Below are 17,136 nucleotides of genomic sequence, written 5' to 3'. Positions count from 1 at the left end.
CGGCGGTCGGGCGGTGGCCGCCTGCCACGGCGGTGTGCGCCCCGTTCCCGCGTTAGTCCATTCGGGTGAGGCGCGGGGGCTGTGCGCCGTATTGCCGAGCACTTCCCTCCCGGCCGCGCCCTGCCTCGCGCACCGAAGGCCGCCACCACCTGTGAACAGCGCTTTCGTCGCGCAGAGGCGAATTCCCGGGAAACCCTTGACACCCGATGGTCTCGGCCGCATCCTTTCGCCAGAAATCGCAACGGCGTTGCGATTTCCGCACCGGAAAGTCGAAGGACACGGACGAAGGAGGACCGGCCCCATGGCGGAGCGCGGCACGGACACCGGCCCCGAGGCCAGGACCCAGGCCCCCGGAGTCCTGCAGACCGTGGACCGGGCCCTGCTGGTCCTGCTCACCTTCACCGAGCAGCGCCCCGAGTGGGGCGTCAGCGAAATGGCCCGTCACCACGGCTGGGACAAGGCCGTCGTCCAGCGCCTGCTCACCACACTGACCGCGCGCGCCTTCCTGGTCTGCGACGAGCACACCCGCCGCTACCGTCCGGGGCCCGCCCTGTCCCGGCTGGCCAGGGTCAGCGAACACAGCGGAGTGCTCTCCTCGCTCGCCAGACCGGTGCTCGCCCGACTGCTCCGCGAGACCGGCGAGAGCGTCGTGCTCAACGTGCCGCACGGCGGCAGCTACCGCTGCGAAGCCGCCGTCGACGGCACCGGGCCCGTCCGCTACACCGCGATCATCGGCGCGGTCATGCCCGGCCACGCCGGAGCCTCCGGACACACCATCTTCGCGTACCACCCCGAACGCGAGATCCGCCAGATGTTCGGCCCCACCGGGCTGACCCGCTTCAACGACCGCACCATCACGGACCTGGACGCCCTGCTCGCCTGCTACGCGCGGGTCCGTGCCGACGGGTACTGCATCAGCCACGGCGAGTACGACGAAGCCGTGACCGCGGTCTCCGCCCCCGTCTTCCAGGGGGACGGGGTCCCCGCCTCCCTGACCGTCATCGGCCCCTCCCACCGGGTGGACCGGGCCGCCGACACCCTGGTGGCGCTGGTACGCGCCGGAGCGGCGGAGATCACCACCGCTCTCGGCGGCTGAACCGGTACACCGGTACACCAGTACGCGACCACTCACCGTTACGCACGCGACCTCCCCGCGCCGTCGGTGTGCCGGGCCATGCCCGCGCGCACCCACCGGGGACGCCGACCTCCCCAGCCCTGCTCACCGAAGGGGGTGCCCCATGGCGCACCATGTCCCCGCCCCGCACCCTGCCCCACCGCCGGGCCCCGGCACCGACGACGACCGATCGCACCCGCGCGTCCTTGAGCCCGTACTGCTGGTCGTCCTGGTGGTGCTCGCCGCCGTCGGGGCCGTCATCGGCATCGACCTGGTCTCCAAACTGGGCATCTCCGCCAACACCTCCGTGGTCGGCGCCCTCGTCGCCATGCTCATCGGCCGCATCCCGCTGGGCTTCCTGCGCCGGATGCGTTCCGTGCACCGGCAGAACCTCGCCCAGAGCGCCATCTCCGCCGCAACCTTCGCCTCCGCGAACGCACTGCTGACCTCCGTGGCCGTGCCGTACGTCTTCGGACGCAAGGACCTGGTCTGGCCGATGCTCGCCGGAGCGTTCATCGGCCTGATCGTGGACGCCTGGGTGCTCTACCGCGCCTTCGGCTCCCGGCTCCTTCCCGCCGACGCGGCCTGGCCGCCCGGAACGGCCGCCGCCGAGACCATCAAGGCCGGCGACCGGGGCGGCCGACGGGCCCTCATCCTCGCCGGTGGCACGGCAGTCGGCCTGGCCGGCACCCTCTTCAGCCTGCCGCTCTCCGCCGCCGGTGTCGCCTTCCTCGGCAATGTCTGGGCCCTCATGATGTTCGGCATCGGCCTGATGCTGCGCCAGTACGGCCCGGACATCTTCCACACCGACCTGGGCGCCGGATACATCCCGCACGGTGTCATGGTCGGCGCCGGGATCGTGGCGCTAGGCCAGGCGATCCACCTCCTGATCGGCCGTCGCGAGCGCAGACGACAGACGGTCGCCGAAGAGACGAGGACCGCAGCGGTCCTGGCGGACCCCAGCGTCGCGTACACCGTCGACGAGCGCGCGCTGCGGCTCTCCCTGATCCGCGGCTACGCCCTGTTCACCGCAGGTGCGGTGGTCCTCGCCGTGCTCGGCGGGCTGATCGGCGACATGAGCCCGCTCGGCATCGTCGGCTGGGTGCTGTTCGCCGCCTTCGCCGCCCTGGTCCACGAGCTGATCGTCGGGCTCGCAGCCATGCAGTCCGGCTGGTTCCCGTCCTTCGCCGTCACCCTGATCTTCCTGATCCTCGGACTGGCCATAGGAATCCCGTCCGTGCCGCTGGCCCTCCTCGTCGGATACGTCTCCGCCACCGGCCCCGCCTTCGCCGACATGGGCTACGACCTGAAGGCCGGCTGGCTGCTGCGCCGCGACCACCGCCCCTGGGACCCCTTCGAGCGAGAGGGCCGCCGCCAGCAGTTCCTCGCCGCCCTCATCGGCTTCGCCGTCGCCCTCGTCGTCGTGGCCGTCGCCTGGCGCTCCTACTTCGGACAGGGCCTCATCCCGCCCGTCGCCAAGGTGTACGCCGACACCATCAAGAGCGGGCTCAGCGACCCGGACGCGGTACGCACCATGCTGCTCTGGGCCATCCCCGGCGCCGCCATCCAACTGCTCGGCGGCACCCGCCGGCAGATGGGCGTCATGCTCGCCACCGGCCTGCTCATCCTCACCCCGCAGGCCTGCTGGCTGGTCCTCGGCGCCCTGGTCGTCCGGGTCGGCTACCGCAAGCTGCGCGGCCCCGCCGCCGACGAGGAACTCAACCTGGTCGGTGCCGGACTGATCGCGGGCAGCTCGCTCGGCGACTCCGCGCAGATCCTCAAGACCTGACGGCCGCCCCCCTGAACCACTTCCCGTACCACCGCATCGCTCAGCACCACCCGCACGGCAAGGAGAACCCTCCATGGACATGTACAGCAGGCTCGAACCGCGCCCCGAGTACCTCAGCTTCGAACTCGCCCTGGCCGCCCGCAAGCTGGTGGAGGAGGTCATGCTCGTCAAGCGCGGCGAGCACGTCGTCCTCACCGGCGACACCAGCAGCGACCGCCGGGTGATCGAGGCCACCGCCCAGGCCGTCGCGGCTGCCGGCGCACACCCCGTCGTCGTCTGGTACGAGACGCTGCCCGGCGCGTCCATGGAACCGCCCCGGCCCGTGGCCGGCGCCATCGCCGACGCCGATGTGTGGATCGAGTTCGCCGTCTCGTACCTGATGCACTCCGACGCCTTCCGCGCCGCCATGGCGAACGGCTGCCGCTACACCAACCTCACCGCGATGGACGTCCAGATGCTGGTCGCCACCGTCGGCCGTCCCGACTTCCAGGGCGTCATCCGCCTCGGCAAGGCCCTCGTCGCGCTCCTGGAGGCCGCCGACGAGGTCCGTATCACCTCCGCCAACGGCACCGACCTGGTGGGCCGCAACGGCGACCGGCCGATCAACCTGCGCGGCAAGCCCGCGGAGAAGCCCGGCGAGACCGTGATGCTCTCCGGTCAGATCTCCTGGAACCCCCTTGAGGAGACCCAGGACGGTGTCCTGGTCTTCGACGGCGCCCTGTGGCCGCCGGACGAGATCGGCCTGCTGCGCTCGCCGGTCCGCTGCACCGTCGAGAAGGGTGTCGTCACCAGGATCGAGGGCGGCGCGGACGCGGACACCTTCCGCCGCTGGATGGAGTCCTTCGACGACCCGAACATGTTCCGCATCGCGCACTGGTCGCTCGGCTTCAACCCGGGCGTCCTGGCCCCGACCGGCCGCATCGTCGAGGACGAGCGGGTCTTCGGCTGCGTCGAGCTCGGCATCGGCACCAAGGGCGCCTGGATCGGCGGCGAACCGTGGGTGGCCGCCGCACACACCGACGGCAGCGTCCTGGGCCCGTCCATCTACCTGGACGGGGTCGCCATCGAGGAGAACGGGCGCTACGTGCACCCCGAGCTCGTCGAGATCTGCCGAGAGCTCGGCGTCGCCGGCTACTGACCCGGTACGACGGCGGACCGCACCCCCCCGGTGCCGGTCCGCCCGCCACCCGTGAAACCGTTCTGCGACCGGGGCCCGTCCGGCGGACCAAGGCCGGACGGGCCCCGGCCCCGCGCCAAGTGAAAGGAGCGCCATGTCCACCCACGCCCCCGTCTCCTACCGCCACGGCGGCCTGGTCTGCACCGACCACACCCTCGACGTGCCGCTCGACCACCACACCCCCGACGGCCCGGCCATCGGCCTGTTCGCCCGCGAAGTGGTCGCCGAAGGCCGGGAACACGAGGACCTGCCCCGCCTGCTCTGGCTCCAGGGCGGCCCCGGCGGCCGCGCCGAGCGCCCCAACGCGGCGGGCGCCTGGCTGCGCCGTGCCCTCGCCGACTACCGCGTCGTCCTGCTGGACCAGCGCGGCACCGGGCGCTCCACCCCCGCCGACCGGGTCACCCTCGCCCGCTTCGGAACCGACTCCGCGGCCGCCGCCGGATACCTCGCGCACTTCCGCGCCGACTCGATCGTGCGCGACGCGGAACTGCTGCGCCGCCACCTCCAGGGCGACCGGCCGTGGAGCGTCCTGGGTCAGAGCTTCGGCGGCTTCTCCACCCTCACCTACCTCGGCCTGGCACCCGAAGGGCTCGCCCAGGCCTACATCACCGGCGGACTGCCGACACTCACCGGACACGCCGACGACGTGTACCGGGCGGCCTACGCGCGCACCCTCGCCCACAACGAGCGCTACTTCGCCCGCTACCCCGGCGACCAGCCGCTCGCCGACGCCGTGGCCGCGCACCTCGAAGCCGACGACGTCCGGATGCCGACCGGCGAACGGCTCACCGTCCGCCGCTTCCAGACCCTCGGCATCACCTTCGGCACCTCGGCGAAATTCGACTCGCTCCACTACCTCCTGGAGACCGCCTTCACCGAAGGCGCCCACGGCCCGGAGCTCACCGACACCTTCCTGCGCGGTGTCGACGCCGCCGTCTCCTTCGCCGAACGCCCCCTGTACGCCGCGCTCCACGAGCCGATCTACGCCCAGGGCGGCCGCCCCACGAACTGGTCGGCGCACCGCGTGCGGGAGGAGTTCCCCGCCTTCGACGCCACCGCGGGCGGCCCGCTCCGGTTCACCGGGGAGATGGTCTACCCCTGGCAGTTCGAGGAGGACCCCGCACTCGTCCCGCTGCGCGGCGCCGCCGAGGCCCTCGCCGCCCGCACCGAGTGGCCCGTTCTCTACGACCTGGACCGGCTCGCCGCCAACGAGGTCCCCGTCGTCGCGGCCGTCTACCACGACGACATGTACGTCGACCGCGAGCAGGCACTCGCCACCGCCGACGCGGTCCGCGGACTGCGTACCTGGGTCACCGACGCCCACGCCCACGACGGGGTGCGTGCCGACGCCGCCGTGCTGGACCGGCTGATCACCATGGCCCGCGACCGGGGGCTTCCGTCCGTATCAGGCCGGATCAGGTAGCGGGTCCGAACCGGGGGCCGCCGGGCCGGACCGTGCACGACCCGGGGCGGAGCACCTTCGGGAGTGCTCCGCCCCGGCACATATGATCGACGGGCCACGTGCCGAAACGTCGTCCTGCCGCGCCACCGGGGGTGCCCCATCCGTTCCGTACGCAGCCGGCTGCCCCAACAGCGCGGCGAACTGCTGGCCCGGCACGAGGACGGTGCGGAACTGCACCATCTGGTGTGGCGGCTCGGGCCGGGGTGGCGGGTCTGTTCCAGTGCCGTGCTCGGCGGCGGCATCGGCCCCCGCGACTGGATCCTCAACGCCCAGGTACCCGGCGGCTATCCGCGCCTGGACCCCGACCGCCACCTCGCCGAGATCGCCGCCGCCGAACACCTCACCGGCCCCGGCGCGGGGCTGATGACGGCGGCCGACGTCACCGCGTACACGGTCGCGGCCGACGAGGGTGTGACGGCGACCGCCACCTGCGGACTCGGCGTACGCGGCTGGGCCGCCGCCCCGGCCCGGGGCACACCGGGCCCACCGCGCCCGGGCACCGTCAACATCGTCGTCACCCTCCCGGTGCCGCTCTCCGACGCCGCACTCGTCAACGCCGTCGCCACGGCCACCGAGGCAAAGGTCCAGGCGCTCCTGGACGCCGGCCTCGACTGCTCGGGCACCCCCACGGACGCCGTCTGCGTCGCCGCGCCCACCCCGGGGCCCGCCCCCGGCGAACCCTTCGCGGGACCGCGCTCCCGCTGGGGCGCGCGACTCGCCAGGGCCGTGCACGCTGCCGTCCTCGAAGGCGCACTGCGGCAATCCTGAGACTCCACAGTGCCGCGAGCCGACCCCGGCGCGGCCCACGAAGGGAGCCCCCGCATGACATCGAACGCTGCCGACGCCGCCCCGCAGCGGCCGGTCGTCGCCGTTCTCGGTACCGGAATCATGGGATCGGCCATGGCCAGGAGCCTCCTGAGAGCCGGTCTGGACGTCCGCGCCTGGAACCGTACGCACTCCAAGGCGACCCCGCTCGCCGCCGACGGCGCCACCGTCACCGAGACGGCGGAGGAGGCCGTACGCGGTGCCGATGTGGTCCTCACCATGCTCAAGGACGGCCCCTCCGTCGCCGCCGCGCTCGCCGCCGCGGCCGGGGGACTGCACGCCGGTCAGGTCCTGCTCCAGAGCTCGACGGTCGGGCCCGAGGCCACCGTCGATCTCGCGCAGCGCACCGCGGACCTGGGCCCGGTCTATCTCGACGCACCGGTCGCAGGCACCAAACAGCCCGCGGAACAAGGCGCGTTGACCGTACTCGTCTCCGGTCCTTCCGCCGTCCGCGCGAAGGCCGAGCCCGTGCTGGACGCGATCGGGCAGCGCACGGTCTGGGTCGGCGAGGCCCCGGGAGCGGCCTCGCGGCTGAAGCTGGTGGTCAACACCTGGGTGATCACCTTGGTCAACAACATCGCGGAATGCCTCAACCTCGCGGAAGGGCTGGGCGTCGACCCGCAGATCTTCCTCGACCTCGTGAAGGGCGGCCCGCTGGACTCCGCCTATCTGCAGGGCAAGTCCGCCGCCGTCCTCTCCGGCGACCTCACCCCGAGCTTCACCCTGTCCACCGCGCTCAAGGACACCCGCCTCATCCTGGACGCGGCGCGGTCCTCGGGTGTGCGGCTGGACCTGGTCTCGGCGTCGGCCGACCGCCTTTCGCGCGCCGAGGCGGCGGGGCACGGCGACGAGGACATGATCGCCACCTACTACGCGGGCCGCGCCCCGGAGAAGGACGGCGACTGAGCCCGGCCGGCCTGTCGGCCCGTCATGATCCGCACGGGTGGCCCCGGGTGGCCGGGGTCACTCCTCGACGAGCATCCCGCTGCGGAGCTTCCGCAGGATCCTGCTGATCAGCCGCGACACATGCATCTGCGAGATGCCGAGTTCCGCGCCGATCCGGGACTGTGTCATCTCCTGGCCGAAACGCATGTCGATGATGCGGCGCTCGCGAGCGTCGAGACAGCCCAGAAGCGGCGCGAGCGCATGAAGGTTCTCGACCGTCTCCAGGGCGGGATCGGGCCCGCCCAGGACATCGGCGAAGGTGCGTCCCGGGGCGTGCAGCCGTCCCGCCTCCGACGGATCGGCCGGCATGTCCAGCGAGCCGGCCGCATACCCGTTGGCGGCCACGATGCCCTCGTTGACCTCGTCCTCGCTCAGCCCCAGCTGCTCGGCCAGCTCCGGGACCGTGGGGTCGCGGTCGAGCTCCGTGACGAGCGACTCCTTGGTCCGGGCGATGTCGACCCGCAACTCCTGAAGCCGGCGCGGGACATGCACGGCCCAGGTGGTGTCGCGGAAGAATCGTTTGATCTCCCCGGTGATGTACGGGACCGCGAAAGAGGTGAACTCGACCTCGCGGGAGAGTTCGAACCGGTCGATGGCCTTGATGAGCCCGATGGTGCCGACCTGGACGATGTCCTCCATGTCGCCGGCGCCCCGGTTGCGGAACCGTCCGGCAGCGAACCGTACGAGCGAGAGGTTCATCTCGATGAGGGTGTTGCGCGCGTACTGATGGGCGGGGGTCCCCTCCTCGAGTGTCTGGAGGCGGGCGAAGAACAGCCTGGACAGTTCGCGCGCGTCACGCGGGGCGATCTTCCCCGCCTCCTCGATCCATGGCAGGCCGCCGGTGTCCCCGGCCGTCTCCGCGACCTCGACCGTCTCCGTGATCCCGGCGGGTACGGCGTGGGCCGCCGGGCCCGCGCCGGTGCCGGCCGGTCCGTCCACCGGTGCCGGGCGGGCACTCTCCGCTCTCTGCGCAGTGGCGGTCCGCGCAGTGTGCGCCGTCATCTCGTCACGCTCCCCTGGTCGTAGCCCGTGAGGTGTATGCACCTGCCCCCGGAGGCGAATCCCATGCGGAAAAGCGGAAGTTGATCAGGTCACACACGGCAGCTTTGGCCGGTAATCGTCGTGCCCCCGCCAGGTTCCCGCGGCCGGGCGCGCGGGAGACACGCGTAGGACAGCGGGAACACGCACGGGACACGAGAACCGCCCCACCGGTACGGGGGAGCCCGGTGGGGCGGTCGCTCACCAGACTGCCACAGCCGACAGGGCAATGGGGACCGACCGGCGCATATCCAGCGGTAGTTGAGTCGAAATCGACGCTGCCCAGCGTTCGGCGGAGCGGGTGCGACCGCGCCGTCTTCGCAGGTCCGCCGGGCAACCGTCACCGGGTGGGCCATCATGTGATGGACGCAGGGCGTGGCCGAGGGGGGCACAGGTGATCTCCGAGCCGGAGATGGTGGACGAGTTCGGTGCGGCCGGGGCGGGCGAGGTGGTGGGCGACCTCGACCGGGGACCCACGCAGGGAGCCCGGCAGCGCCGTCCGTGGCTGTGGGCGCTGGGCGGGGCCGTGCTGGCTTCGGCCGGGTGGGCCGGCGCGTTGTACCTGCATCCCGTCGGCGACCCTGCGCCGGACCTGCACGGCTATCGGCTGGCCGGAGACCCGTGCCCGACCGTAGGGCTGAAGGCGATAGGTGCGGCGATAGCGCCGAAGGACGGGACCGCCGGGCTCGAACCGGAGCTCCTGAACGACCCGGTCCTGGACCGGGCGGAGTGCTTCCTCTCCCTCCGGTCACCAGCCGCGAAGAAGTCGGTCACGCGCGTCTGGTACACCGATTACTCCGTGGGTGTCACGGTGGCCCTGCACAAGAAGTCCGACCCGGCGGCCGAGTTCGAGGCGATGCGCGGGGTGACCGATTCCGGCATCGACGCCGGTACGAAGGTGGAGAAGGTCCCGAACCTCGGCGACAGCGCGTACCTGCTGACGCAGGACGACGGGATCGCGGAGCTGCGGGTACGGGAGGGCGGTGCGGTCTTCTCGCTGAGCCTCACCTCCTACACGCAGTTCAACGGTGACGACGGCGAGATCCCGTCCGGCGACGGGCCGGACGCATCCGATCTGTCCCCGTACCAGTCCGCGATGATCAGCGACATGCGTGACCTGATGAGGAGTCTCAAGCGCTGACCCCGGTCCGCTGGATCATTGCGGCCCGATGAACACTCCACCCCCAGGGAATACACGCCCCGACGAGGGCCTTCCAGCTGCTGTGGCGACCGGTGACCGGGCCGGCCGCCGGTGCCGTGAACAGGAGAGAGGAAGCTCATGCCCAAGGCGTACGTGTTCACCCGCAACGGCGGACCGGAGGTGGAGGCCTTCATCGAGCAGGACGTGCCGGTGCCGGGCCCAGGTGAGCTGCTCGTCGCGGTCCGGGCCGCCGGGGTCAATCCGGTCGACTGGAAGCTGCGCGACGGGTACGTCAGGCCCGGAAGCGAGCCGCAGTCATTTCCCGCCGTCTTCGGCAGCGAGGCCGCCGGGGTCGTCGAGGGCATCGGCCCGGACGTCGAAGGGTTCGCGATCGGGGACGAGGTCTTCGGCAACCCGGTGACCGGCGGGTACGCCGAGTACACACTGCTGCCCGTCGCCGTCACCGCGCACAAGCCGGCCGGCCTGTCGTTCACCGACGCGGCGGTACTGCCGGTCGCCGCTGCCACCGCGTACGACGGTGTGCGTCAGCTCGGTCTCGCCCCCGGCGCGACCCTGCTGATCACCGGGGCCGGAGGCGGTGTGGGAACGGCCGCGCTGCAACTCGCCCGGCGCGGCGGTGTCCATGTCATCGGCGTCGCGAGCGCGGCCAAGAAGGACTTCGTCGAGTCGCTCGGCGCGGTGCACGTCGAATCCGGCCCCGGACTCGCCGACCGGGTGCGGGCAGTCGCCCCCGACGGAGTGGACGCGGTCTTCGACCTGGCCGGCGGCGACACCCTGCGGGCCGCGGCTTCGCTGCTCGCGGACCCGGCCGCACTGATCAGTGCCGGGGGCAAGCCGCTGGCCGTGGAGCTCGGCGGGGCGCCCGTCGCGCGGGCCCGCACCGCGGCGGTCCTCGACGAGGTGGCGAACCTCGTCGTCACCGGAGTGCTGCGGACCCATGTGAACCGGGCCTACCCGCTCACCGGGGCGGGAGACGCGCTGCGCGCCGTGGAGGACGGACACTCGCTGGGCAAGACCGTGATCGAGGTGGTCGCGTGAGCACGCCGTGCACCACCGGTGACGCGCATCCGCTGGACAGCCCGGTCCGCGCCGCACTGACCGGCCCGCACGCCCATTTCGCCGAGCGGCGCGGCCGGATCCTGCGCTACCCGGCGGACGTGGCCCCGTGGGTCGCGATCCCGGACGCGCCCCGGGCCGAGGACTGGGACGACGCGGCGGCGCTCGTAGGACCCGGCGGTGCCGTCACCATCACCGCCTTCCGTGAGCCGCCGCCCGACGACTGGGAGATCGTCTTCCGGGCCGATGGCGTCCAGCTCGTCGACACCGGGGTCGAGACGGCACCCCTTCCCGAGGCCGTACGGCTCGGACCCGCCGATGTGCCCGAGATGCTCGCCCTGGTCGAGCGCACCCGTCCGGGGCCGTTCCTGCCCCGGACCGTCGAGCTCGGCACCTACCTCGGGGTACGGCGCGAGGGGGTGCTGGTCGCCATGGCCGGTGAACGGATGCACCTGCCCGGGTGGACCGAGATCAGCGCCGTCTGCACCGACGAGTCCGCGCGCGGTCAGGGACTCGGCACCCGGCTGGTGCGCGCGGTCGCCCACGAGATCCGGCAGCGCGGCGAAACACCGTTCCTGCACGCCGCCGCCTCCAACACGAACGCCGTCCGGCTCTACGAGTCCCTGGGCTTCGCGCTCCGCCGACGGACCTCCTTCCTCTCGGCGCTGGTCCCGCAGCCGCTGCCGACGCGCCTTCCCGCCCCCGGCGGTGTCCGTGGGGCCCGCACGGCGGCCGTGCGCTGACCCACGGGTTTTCGGGACCTTCGGCGCGGCCCAAGAGGCCGTAAGACTCGTGTGCCGCCCCCTCGGAGCCGGGTGCACTGGAACCGAACGCCGGCACCGGGCCGGCAGGTCCCGGGAGGAGTGGCCGTGACGATCGGGCTTCGGCGCCGACGTGCGACAGGTGGAGCGGCGCTCCCCGGGGCGGACGCGGGGGAGGCGGCCGTTCACGCGCCACGGGTCGGGAACCCCGCGCTGTTCGGCGGACTGGCCCTGCTCACGGCCCTGGTCGTCCTGCTGGACCTCCGGACCGGTGAGGACCTGCTCCTCGTGCCGCTGCTGGTGGTCGTGCCCGCACTCGTCTCGGTCTTCGGCACGATCCGGCAGACGGTGGGCGTGTCCACCCTGATCATGATCGTCGTCGTCGGTTCGCACCTGGTGTCCGGTGGCACGTTCTGGGACATCACCACCGGCGTGATCGTCACCGTGCTGGCCTGCTGCCTGGGTGTCGGCGCCTGCGCGCTGCGGATCCGCCACGCCCTGGAGATAGCCCGGCTGCGCTCCGCCGCCGGCGCGCTCCAGCGCCAGATCCTGCGCCCGCTGCCCATCCTGACCGACCAGGTCCTCGCCCACGGCATCTACGCACCGATCGAGGAGGACCGCCTGGTCGGCGGGGACATCTACGAGGTCGTGCAGTCGCCCTACGGAACCCGGGTGATCATCGGGGATGTCCAGGGCAAGGGCCTCGCCGCGATCGGGGCGGGTTTCGCCGTGCTCGGAGCGTTCCGGGAGGCGGCCATCCGCGAGCCCGCCCTGACGGGTGTGGTCGACGCCCTGGAGGACGCGGTCGCCCGGCACAACGTCTTCTCCGCCCAGACCGGGGAGACCGAACGCTTCGTCACCGCCCTGGTGCTCGGCTTCGACGGGAGCGACCGCGTCGAGGCCGTCAACTGCGGCCATCTGTCGCCACGGCTGCTGCACGACGGCGCGGCCGCTGCCGTTCCGCTGAGCCGCACCTCCGTTCCGCTGGGCCTGGCGGAACTCAGCCGCGAGGCGCGGGCCGCCGAGTGGCTGGACTTCCCGCCGGGTGCCACGCTGCTGATCTGCACCGACGGGGTCACCGAGGCGCGCGACGCGTCCGGCGCCTTCTACCCGTTGGACGCCCGGCTGGGCCGCTGGGCCCAGCGGGCTCCGTACGAGGTGCTGGAGGCGCTCAATGCCGATCTCGACTCCTTCTCCGGAGGCGTGCGGCGCGACGACATCGCCGCGCTCGCCCTGCGCCGGACAACGGCCGGCGGCCTCGACCGGCCCATGGCCACCGACCACGGCGCCCGCCGGGCGGCCGAGACGTTCAGCAGCAGTGTGAGCCGAGACGTTCAGCGGTCGGCGGCAGCAAGGCACTGAAGGCCATCCGATACCGATCCAATGTCCCGTCGAGACTTATGTCGCGACGGGACATTTTTGGGTGTACGGTGCACTTATGAATCCGGAACGGAAGACCCCGGAGCGGCGCAGCCGCAAGGCCCGCAGGACCCGGGACACCCTGGCGCAGGCCGCGTTCGAGCTCGTACTCGACCGGGGTCTGAAGAATGTGACGGTCGAGGAGATCGCGGAACGCGCGGACGTCGACCGGCGCACCTTCAGCCGGTACTTCACGAGCAAGGAAGCCGCGGTCCTGGACTCGCTCCGGGGCGACGGCGACCGGATCAACGAGGCCCTGCGGGCCCGCCCCGCCGACGAGCCCCCGCTGATCGCCTACCGCAGGGCCGTCTTCGACTGGCTCGAAGACCCCGGTGTGCTCGCCTGGCACCGGCGCGAGCGGATCTTCGACCTGCTGGTCCTCGCCGAACAGGAGCCGACCCTCTACGCGGCGTTCCACCACATCCGGGTGGACGCCCAGGAGGATTCGGTCGCCATCGTCGCCGACCGGCTCGGGGTCGACCCACGACGGGACATCCGTCCCGCCGTCACGGTCGCCGCGGGCGCCGGGGCACTCCTCGCGGCCCAGGCCGCCTGGGCACGCGCCGGGCAACCGGACGACCTGCCCCGACTCATCGGGCAGGCCTTCGACGCCCTCGCCGGGGAACTGCTCGCGCAACCTCCCACCGGGCGGGCGCCGTACAGCACCACGGAAGGAAGCACAGAATCATGAGCACCACCCACACCCCCGCCGACCAGGAGTTCGCCGGCAGGACCGCCCTCATCACCGGCGGAGCCTCCGGCATCGGCCTGGCCCTGGCCCACCGCCTGGCCACCGCCGGCGCGTCCGTCGTCGTGGCCGACTACGACGAGGCCGCCGCCCGCAAGGCGGTCGCGGACCTGGAGAGCACCGGCGCCAAGGCCGCCGCCGTGGCCATGGACGTGACCGACCCCGCCTCCGTCGAAGCGGGTGTGCGCTTCGCCGTCGACACCTTCGGCGCCCTGCACCTCGCCGTCAACAACGCCGGCATCGGCGGCCCCAGCAACCCCACCGGCGAGTACGCCGTCGAGGACTGGAACCGGGTCGTCGCCACCAACCTCAGCGGCGTCTTCTACTCGATGCGCTACGAGCTTCCCGCCATCGTCGCGGCCGGCGGCGGCGCCGTCGTCAACATGTCGTCGATCCTCGGCACCAACGGCTTCGCCGGTTCGCCCGCCTACGTGGCGGCCAAGCACGGCGTCGTCGGCCTGACGAAGACGGCGGCCCTCGAATACGCGGCGCAGAACGTCCGCGTCAACGCCGTGGGCCCCGGCTTCATCGACACGCCGCTGCTGCGCAACACCGACAGCGTGGCCCGCGACCACCTGATCTCGCTGCACCCGGCCGGCCGCCTCGGCAAGGCGGAGGAGGTCGCCGAACTCGCCGCCTTCCTGCTCTCCGACCGCGCCTCCTTCATCCACGGCAGCTACCACCTGGTGGACGGCGGCTACTCCGCCTCCTGAGCGGCGAACGGGGGAACGGGGGCGAGCAACGGAACGAAGAACGTGAGGAGAACTCCATGAAGGCCGTCCAGTACCGCACCGTGGGCGCAGCACCCGAGGTCGTCACCGTGCCCGACCCGGAGCCCGGCCCCGGCCAGGTGTTGCTGAAGGTCACCGCCGCGGGTGTCTGCCACTCCGACATCGCCGTGATGAGCTGGCCCGCGGAGCAGATCCCGTTCCCGCTGCCGCTCACCCTCGGCCACGAGGGCGTGGGCACCGTCGCCGCCCTCGGTGACGGCGTGAGCGGGCTCTCGGTCGGCGATTCCGTCGCGGTCTACGGCCCCTGGGGCTGCGGCACGTGCGTCAAGTGCGCCGAGGGCAAGGAGAACTACTGCCTGCGCGCCAAGGAACTCGGCATCACTCCGCCCGGACTCGGCTCGCCGGGCGCCATGGCCGAATACATGATCGTCGACGACCCGCGCCACCTGGTGCCGCTCGGCGGCCTCGACCCGGTCCAGGCCGTGCCGCTCACCGACGCGGGCCTGACGCCTTACCACGCGATCAAGCGGTCGCTGCCCAAGCTGGTTCCGGGCGCCACCGCCGTGGTCATCGGTACCGGCGGCCTGGGCCATGTCGCGATCCAGCTGCTGCGCGCCATGACCGCCGTCCGGGTCATCGCCCTCGACGTCGCCGAGGACAAGCTCGCCCTCGCCCGCGCCGTCGGTGCCCACGAGACCGTCCTGTCGGACAAGGACGCCGCGGCGAAGGTCCGGGAACTCACCGGCGGGACCGGTGCGCAGGTCGTCCTCGACTTCGTCGGAGCACCGCCCACCGTCGCCACCGCCGGGGCCGCGGCCGCCATCGACTCCGACGTCACCATCGTCGGCCTCGGCGGCGGTGCGCTGCCGGTCGGCTTCGGCTCCCTGCCCTACAACACGACGGTGACCTCCCCGTACTGGGGCTCGCGCTCCGAGCTCGCCGAGGTGCTCGACCTCGCCCGCGCGGGATCGGTCGAGGTCCATGTGGAGACGTACACCCTGGACGAGGCGCCGCTGGCGTACGAGCGGCTGCACCACGGGAAGATCAACGGCCGCGCGGTCATCCTCCCCAACGGCTGACAAAGTCCTCGACCGCTGACCGGATCCCGAGGGCGGGCCGGGGACTCCTTCTCACGGCCATGCGGGCCGTCGCACCGAGCGGCGGCCCGCACCTCATACCCGCGACCGATGCGCACCGCGCCGCACGCGGAGAGACTGGGCGGATGGAATTCGTCGCGCTGATGACCTTGCCCGGACTGGTGATCGGGCTGACCGCGGTCGCCTTTCTCGATCAGCTGATGCTGCGCGCGGGGCGGGCCGGTCTGCTGCCCTGGCGCAACGGCGCGCGGCAGGGGCAGGTGTCGGCGACGGGGTTCGAGCAGCTGCACGCGAGCTTCTCGCCGGGCAAGCAGAGCGAGCTCAAGGAACGCCAGAGCGCCCTGCTGATGCGCGACGACGAGGAGGACGGCGCGCCGCCCCACCGCTCCACCGTCGACCTCGACGGCGGCCGTGCCGTCATCCGCCTGCCCGGCAGCGCGGGCCGGTAGCGCGCTCTCCCGTGTGCCCCTCGCGCCCTCGCAGCGAGGGGCGTGACCAGGGCGGGCCGTTCGTGGGGCCGACCGCCGCAGCACCGCGGCTCACCGTGTCGCCACCAGCGGACGCAGCGGGGTGTCGCGCAGCCGGGTCACCCCCGGGGCGCAGCGCCGTGCCGCGACCGTCAGCAGCCAGGCGACGAGTGCGCCGGTCACCAGACCGATCAGCACATCGTGGGGGTAGTGCACACCGATCCACACCCGGGAGGCGGCCATCAGCACGGCGGCGGGCACCGCGATCGCGCCGAGCCGGCGGTCGGTCAGCCAGATCGCCGTCGCCGCGGCCGCCGCGATGGCGGCGTGGTTGCTGGGGAAGGACCAGTCGCCGAGCGCCGGGCACGCCTCCACCGTCACGACATGGAGGGTCTGGCAGGGCCGTTGCTCGTGGAAGAGCGACTTCACCAGGTCGTTGGCGAGATAGGCGGCCACCACGACGAGCGGGGTGCAGAGCGCCATGGCGGTGCGGGCGGGATCGGCGGAGCGCGAGCGCCACCAGGAGGCGAGCATCAGCAGGGCGAACAGGGCGAGCCCGTAGTCCGACCAGACGCGGACCACGGAGTCCAGGGCGGTGGGGGAGCGCTGGGCCAGCTCGGTGATCCAGGTGTACAGGTCACCGTCGACCGAGGTGGCGGCGGAGGCGAGCGGCATCAGGAGTTTTCCCCTTCGGCGGTGCGCCGGCCCCGGGAGCGGAGCAGTTCGGCGGCGAGCGGGACGAGGGAGACCACGACCACGAGGGCGACGATCGGCAGCAGATAGCGGTCGACGTTCGGCACCGAGGAGCCCAGCGCGTAGCCCGCCAGGACCAGCCCGACCGTCCAGACCACTCCGCCGACGACCTGCCAGAGCGTGAACAGCCCGGCGGGGACGTTGAGCGCCCCGGCCAGCGGGTTGAGCACCGTGCGCACGACGGGCACGAAGCGGGCCAGCACGATCGCCCGCGCGTGGCCGTATCTGCCGAGGAGCTCCTCGGCGCGGGCGGCGCCCTCGTGCAGCCGCTTGGCGCGGCTGCGGGCGAGCAGGGCCCGGCCGCCCCGCCGGCCGATCCAGTACCCCGCCTGGGCGCCCAGCAGCGCGCCGGCCACGGCGGCGATCAGGACCTGCGGCAACGACAGCCGCACCGGGCCGTGGGCGCCGGACACACAGAGAAGGCCCGCCGTGAACAGCAGGGAATCGCCGGGGAGGAAGAAGCCGACGAGCAGCCCCGTCTCGGCGAAGAGCACGACGGCGATGCCGAGCGCGCCGAACGCTCCGAGCAGTGACCCCGCATCCAGCAGGTTCACCGCCTGTGGCGCGGACGCCAGTGAGAATACGGACACGG

Annotated in this window: 17 protein-coding genes; 14 read left to right on the top strand and 3 right to left on the bottom strand. The window is 72.5% G+C overall.

From position 1 onward, the window contains the following. Nucleotides 1-301 precede the first annotated feature (301 nt). The 6 genes from ACWCPY_RS13340 (at nucleotide 302) to ACWCPY_RS13315 (ending at nucleotide 7,273) form a co-directional block, all read left to right on the top strand. Entirely contained in the window at nucleotides 302-1,096 is a 795-nt protein-coding gene (locus ACWCPY_RS13340) for an IclR family transcriptional regulator (RefSeq protein ID WP_451264408.1), read from the top strand. A 142-nt stretch (nucleotides 1,097-1,238) separates the two neighbouring features. Further along, on the top strand, nucleotides 1,239-2,903 hold the full coding sequence (locus ACWCPY_RS13335) for an OPT/YSL family transporter (RefSeq protein ID WP_451264407.1): 1,665 nt from the start codon (nucleotides 1,239-1,241) through the stop codon (nucleotides 2,901-2,903). A 73-nt stretch (nucleotides 2,904-2,976) separates the two neighbouring features. Continuing rightward, the gene (locus ACWCPY_RS13330) at nucleotides 2,977-4,041 is read left to right on the top strand and encodes a M29 family metallopeptidase (RefSeq protein ID WP_362452375.1); all 1,065 of its coding nucleotides are present in this window, start codon (nucleotides 2,977-2,979) and stop codon (nucleotides 4,039-4,041) included. Nucleotides 4,042-4,174: 133 nt separating this feature from the next. Further along, a complete protein-coding gene (locus ACWCPY_RS13325; RefSeq protein ID WP_451264406.1) occupies nucleotides 4,175-5,503 on the top strand; it encodes an alpha/beta fold hydrolase in 1,329 nt (442 codons plus the stop codon). A gap of 159 nt (nucleotides 5,504-5,662) precedes the next feature. Further along, nucleotides 5,663-6,310, top strand: a complete 648-nt coding sequence (locus tag ACWCPY_RS13320) for an adenosylcobinamide amidohydrolase (RefSeq protein WP_451264634.1) — start codon at nucleotides 5,663-5,665, stop codon at nucleotides 6,308-6,310. A 54-nt stretch (nucleotides 6,311-6,364) separates the two neighbouring features. Further along, on the top strand, nucleotides 6,365-7,273 hold the full coding sequence (locus ACWCPY_RS13315) for an NAD(P)-dependent oxidoreductase (RefSeq protein ID WP_451264405.1): 909 nt from the start codon (nucleotides 6,365-6,367) through the stop codon (nucleotides 7,271-7,273). A 57-nt stretch (nucleotides 7,274-7,330) separates the two neighbouring features. Here the strand turns inward: ACWCPY_RS13315 and ACWCPY_RS13310 are convergent, their stop codons facing one another. Then, complete coding sequence (locus ACWCPY_RS13310) at nucleotides 7,331-8,314, bottom strand: RNA polymerase sigma factor SigF (RefSeq protein ID WP_451264404.1); 984 nt, start codon at nucleotides 8,312-8,314, stop codon at nucleotides 7,331-7,333. 430 nt (nucleotides 8,315-8,744) lie between these two features. Between ACWCPY_RS13310 and ACWCPY_RS13305 the strand changes: the two genes are divergently transcribed. The 8 genes from ACWCPY_RS13305 (at nucleotide 8,745) to ACWCPY_RS13270 (ending at nucleotide 15,773) form a co-directional block, all read left to right on the top strand. Beyond that, nucleotides 8,745-9,491 carry a hypothetical protein gene (locus tag ACWCPY_RS13305; protein ID WP_451264403.1) on the top strand — a complete coding sequence of 249 codons (747 nt, stop codon included), beginning with the start codon at nucleotides 8,745-8,747 and terminating at the stop codon, nucleotides 9,489-9,491. 138 nt (nucleotides 9,492-9,629) lie between these two features. After that, the gene (locus ACWCPY_RS13300) at nucleotides 9,630-10,550 is read left to right on the top strand and encodes an NADP-dependent oxidoreductase (protein WP_451264402.1); all 921 of its coding nucleotides are present in this window, start codon (nucleotides 9,630-9,632) and stop codon (nucleotides 10,548-10,550) included. After that, a complete protein-coding gene (locus ACWCPY_RS13295; RefSeq protein ID WP_451264401.1) occupies nucleotides 10,547-11,311 on the top strand; it encodes a GNAT family N-acetyltransferase in 765 nt (254 codons plus the stop codon). Before ACWCPY_RS13300 ends, ACWCPY_RS13295 begins: the two co-directional genes overlap by 4 nt. A gap of 126 nt (nucleotides 11,312-11,437) precedes the next feature. Further along, entirely contained in the window at nucleotides 11,438-12,691 is a 1,254-nt protein-coding gene (locus ACWCPY_RS13290) for a PP2C family protein-serine/threonine phosphatase (protein WP_451264400.1), read from the top strand. Between the two features lie 76 nt (nucleotides 12,692-12,767). Further along, nucleotides 12,768-13,439, top strand: coding sequence for a TetR family transcriptional regulator (locus ACWCPY_RS13285; RefSeq protein WP_451264399.1), 672 nt, complete (start codon nucleotides 12,768-12,770; stop codon nucleotides 13,437-13,439). Continuing rightward, the gene (locus ACWCPY_RS13280) at nucleotides 13,436-14,209 is read left to right on the top strand and encodes an SDR family NAD(P)-dependent oxidoreductase (protein ID WP_451264398.1); all 774 of its coding nucleotides are present in this window, start codon (nucleotides 13,436-13,438) and stop codon (nucleotides 14,207-14,209) included. The genes ACWCPY_RS13285 and ACWCPY_RS13280 overlap by 4 nt, the downstream gene beginning before the upstream one ends. A gap of 56 nt (nucleotides 14,210-14,265) precedes the next feature. Then, entirely contained in the window at nucleotides 14,266-15,306 is a 1,041-nt protein-coding gene (locus ACWCPY_RS13275) for an NAD(P)-dependent alcohol dehydrogenase (protein ID WP_451264397.1), read from the top strand. A gap of 143 nt (nucleotides 15,307-15,449) precedes the next feature. Then, a complete protein-coding gene (locus ACWCPY_RS13270) occupies nucleotides 15,450-15,773 on the top strand; it encodes a DUF6191 domain-containing protein (RefSeq protein ID WP_451264396.1) in 324 nt (107 codons plus the stop codon). Between the two features lie 90 nt (nucleotides 15,774-15,863). Here the strand turns inward: ACWCPY_RS13270 and ACWCPY_RS13265 are convergent, their stop codons facing one another. Next, nucleotides 15,864-16,466, bottom strand: coding sequence for a phosphatase PAP2 family protein (locus ACWCPY_RS13265; RefSeq protein WP_451264395.1), 603 nt, complete (start codon nucleotides 16,464-16,466; stop codon nucleotides 15,864-15,866). Further along, nucleotides 16,466-17,134 carry a DedA family protein gene (locus ACWCPY_RS13260; protein ID WP_451264394.1) on the bottom strand — a complete coding sequence of 223 codons (669 nt, stop codon included), beginning with the start codon at nucleotides 17,132-17,134 and terminating at the stop codon, nucleotides 16,466-16,468. Before ACWCPY_RS13260 ends, ACWCPY_RS13265 begins: the two co-directional genes overlap by 1 nt. Between the last annotated feature and the right edge of the window lie 2 nt (nucleotides 17,135-17,136).

Source organism: Streptomyces sp. NPDC002403 (assembly GCF_053593015.1).
The sequence above is the reverse complement of the archived record's forward strand: the minus strand, read 5'-3'. Positions and strand labels throughout refer to the sequence as shown.

Bases quoted from the DNA above. Each gene is read 5' to 3' on its own strand.
- ACWCPY_RS13335 (WP_451264407.1), top strand. From the start codon at position 1,239: ATGGCGCACCATGTCCCCGCCCCGCACCCTGCCCCACCGCCGGGCCCC.
- ACWCPY_RS13270 (WP_451264396.1), top strand. From the start codon at position 15,450: ATGGAATTCGTCGCGCTGATGACCTTGCCCGGACTGGTGATCGGGCTG.
- ACWCPY_RS13330 (WP_362452375.1), top strand. From the start codon at position 2,977: ATGGACATGTACAGCAGGCTCGAACCGCGCCCCGAGTACCTCAGCTTC.
- ACWCPY_RS13325 (WP_451264406.1), top strand. From the start codon at position 4,175: ATGTCCACCCACGCCCCCGTCTCCTACCGCCACGGCGGCCTGGTCTGC.
- ACWCPY_RS13265 (WP_451264395.1), bottom strand. From the start codon at position 16,466: ATGCCGCTCGCCTCCGCCGCCACCTCGGTCGACGGTGACCTGTACACC.
- ACWCPY_RS13340 (WP_451264408.1), top strand. From the start codon at position 302: ATGGCGGAGCGCGGCACGGACACCGGCCCCGAGGCCAGGACCCAGGCC.
- ACWCPY_RS13280 (WP_451264398.1), top strand. From the start codon at position 13,436: ATGAGCACCACCCACACCCCCGCCGACCAGGAGTTCGCCGGCAGGACC.
- ACWCPY_RS13275 (WP_451264397.1), top strand. From the start codon at position 14,266: ATGAAGGCCGTCCAGTACCGCACCGTGGGCGCAGCACCCGAGGTCGTC.
- ACWCPY_RS13285 (WP_451264399.1), top strand. From the start codon at position 12,768: ATGAATCCGGAACGGAAGACCCCGGAGCGGCGCAGCCGCAAGGCCCGC.
- ACWCPY_RS13300 (WP_451264402.1), top strand. From the start codon at position 9,630: ATGCCCAAGGCGTACGTGTTCACCCGCAACGGCGGACCGGAGGTGGAG.
- ACWCPY_RS13310 (WP_451264404.1), bottom strand. From the start codon at position 8,314: ATGACGGCGCACACTGCGCGGACCGCCACTGCGCAGAGAGCGGAGAGT.
- ACWCPY_RS13315 (WP_451264405.1), top strand. From the start codon at position 6,365: ATGACATCGAACGCTGCCGACGCCGCCCCGCAGCGGCCGGTCGTCGCC.